Origin of the sequence: Providencia sp. PROV205 (assembly GCF_028479505.1) — a bacterium.
GTDB classification, from domain to species: Bacteria; Pseudomonadota; Gammaproteobacteria; order Enterobacterales; family Enterobacteriaceae; genus Providencia; species Providencia huaxiensis.
The window spans coordinates 1-2,683 of record NZ_JAMPNU010000056.1; the positions used below are offsets into that span (position 1 = coordinate 1).

At 41.8% G+C, this 2,683-nt stretch carries 3 protein-coding genes; all 3 read right to left on the reverse strand.

The window, feature by feature from the left end:
* Nucleotides 1-429: 429 nt before the first annotated feature.
* Nucleotides 430-870: a hypothetical protein gene (locus tag PR800_RS19530; protein ID WP_015063446.1), complete on the reverse strand. Its 441-nt coding sequence runs from the start codon at nucleotides 868-870 to the stop codon at nucleotides 430-432.
* A gap of 637 nt (nucleotides 871-1,507) precedes the next feature.
* Complete coding sequence (locus PR800_RS19535) at nucleotides 1,508-2,152, reverse strand: quinolone resistance pentapeptide repeat protein QnrD1 (RefSeq protein WP_012634451.1); 645 nt, start codon at nucleotides 2,150-2,152, stop codon at nucleotides 1,508-1,510.
* Nucleotides 2,153-2,326: 174 nt separating this feature from the next.
* Nucleotides 2,327-2,683, reverse strand: a 357-nt coding sequence (locus tag PR800_RS19540; RefSeq protein WP_269621704.1) for a hypothetical protein, incomplete at its 5' end; no start/stop codon positions are given.

The following is a 2,683-nucleotide window of genomic DNA, read 5'->3' on the forward strand; positions in this document are numbered from 1 at the left end:
GGCGAAAAAAGGGGGTGGTCAGACGAACGCAGTGAGTTTGACGGGCTTGGGTGAATGGTTTTTTTCGCAGGCGTCCAGCCGAAGAAAATAGCCAGAGGGCGGAGCCTTATGTCATTCATTTTCGTCCAGAAAATGAGTGGCATTGATACTGAAAGTATCATGGGGTGCAAGTTAGTAAAACTATGATTCTACCCATTATTTCACCCGTTATTCTGCCCGTTATACCTAAATTGGGTGCAATAACGGGTAAAGTAATAGGTAGAATAACAGGTGGATTAATGGGTAAGAAATAACACAACGTCATCTTGTGTCTATCTATTATTCTGTATCTTATTCTATGTATTATTCTACCTATTACAGACGAAATAGATAAAATAAGAGATAGAATAATAGATAGGATAATACATAAAATAATAGGTAAACCTAACGTCAGCGCACCTTTTCTTCGAGCTGTTTTAGCATCGAAATATCACCTAATAACCGTTGATTTTTACCTGTGAAAAAGATGATCGGACTGACATTTGCATTATCAATACTTCGGCTTAACTGAATTCCCATCGCCTGATAATCATCATCGTTTGTGCAATGGTATAACGCTAAAACAAGCTGACATTGTTCTGGAGTTCCGCATTCTATTGCCCAGCGGATCAACTCCGAAAAGGTCAATCCGTTCGGTTTCCAGTGTTTTTTATGCCGTGACGCTAACGCCTTAAATTTTTCACGCCCTTGATTATATTTTTCTGCCCCGATCACCGGATCTTCACAACGAACCCCTTGAACCGGTCGCTTATCAAATGACAATTCCCATAAATTTAATTCTTCGATGTATTCGTAATCTTCTGGCGATGCCAAACGAAATAATTGAGACATAGAGACACCCTCCGATCATGTGTGAACGGAGACAGTATAAGGCTTTCGAGAAATTCCGCTTCCTCGACGTGAAACAAGTTCACGCCTTGCGGCGAGCGTTGCGAATTGAATTTATGAGGTTTACCAAGCTCCAGATGTAACAAAGCCCCGTGACAGCATCACAGGGCTCTGGTACTCTAAATCTTGTGCATTCGTTGCTCAGATTAGACGTCGCAATCCAATCTTAGCAACGTGAGAGGCGCTTGTCACGTTCTCATTAAATACCAGCCAACGACATTAACCCAAATGCACCACTTGATTGACTCGGACTTAGCCCGGTCTCCGAAAGGATAAACAGGCAAATTGTGGTAGTAAAACGTACCGGAAAACGAAATTCCGGCTCTACCTCCGAATCACGCTGCGGTATCGAAAGATTACAGTGCGTACCTGATAAGAGCACCAATCAACGGACTAGGGATTTCTTGGATTGCGAAGTGTCGAAAGAAGCCCAACCTAACCAAACTTAGCCAGATTAACGAGCTAAGAGACCATGACCCAATAACTGATCATGGAGAAAAGCAAAGACAAGATGAAGATGTCGCTTCGCTCCGTTTTGATTAGTACCACATTGGGGCATTAGGCGTTTTTTACCTAGATTTTATCGGTGAACAATAACACCTAAACTCTCAACAAGCTGAAGCGCCTGCTCTCCATCCAACTTCACTCCATCTAAATTAATTCGCCTTGCATCAAGCTCGCCAAGCGCCCCACCCGTTAAATCACAACCAGTAAAATCAGCCAAAGACCAATCAAACGATGAAAACTCCCCACAAGAAAGATCGGAGCCACGAAACACGGCGCCAGTTATCACAGTGCCATTCCAGCGATTTTCCCACAGTTCGCACTTTTCTAATATGACTCTAGAAAAATTAGCGTAACTAAGATTTGTCTTGGTTATATAAGCACTACAAAACCATGACCTTGTAGTTATCATATTCATAAAATTAGCCCCTCGAAAATCAGCTCCTTGAGCTAAACACTCACTAATTTCAAGACCTAAGGCGCTAATGTTTTTAAAATTACTCATTGATAAATCGCAGCTTTTAAAGCTAGCGTTTTTTAGTTTGGCTCTATTAAAATCACACCCTTCCAAGCTATTCCTGTCGTAAAAACTACAATCAACAAATTCAGTATCAGTTAAATCAACCCCTGAAAAATCACAATTTGAAAAGGCAATATTTTTAACTCTATTCCCCGTAAATTGATCTCGTGAAAACTTTTCATTGATAAAGTGCTTTTCCATACATGCTACACCTGGTTATTTATACAGTGCAATCATTGTACATTAATTTGAACAACCTTAAACTCTAGCTAAAATTGATTCATACAATCCCTTTTATGTTAAACGGGCGAGTTAGTTAGCAAAAACCTCCCGTTCATCCCCATTAAAGCCCCTCGAAACGATTTTAAGACACGATCACCCTATAAAACACCCAAATCTACGCTGAAAGTTTAGAACGGTTTTGCGGGCTTCTGAGTGCGTTTTTAACATCGTGCAAACTGACAAGTAAAACGATGCGAAATCGCTGAAAGTCACAAACTTGTTTTGTGGCAAGAAGCGATTTGACCAACCGAGTAAAACGAGGGCGGTAGGCTTTTTGTTTTTATCCTGATGAGCGTCCAGCGAAGAAAGGGAAAAACAGGGGGAGCCGAAACGAAATGACACGCCCCAGCGATGGCAAGTGAACCCCAGTGAACGTGTTTCGTTTTGGGGGCAAAGCCCCCCGTCAAGCGAAGCGTCTGACCACCACATTTTTGAGCGACCAAATACAGG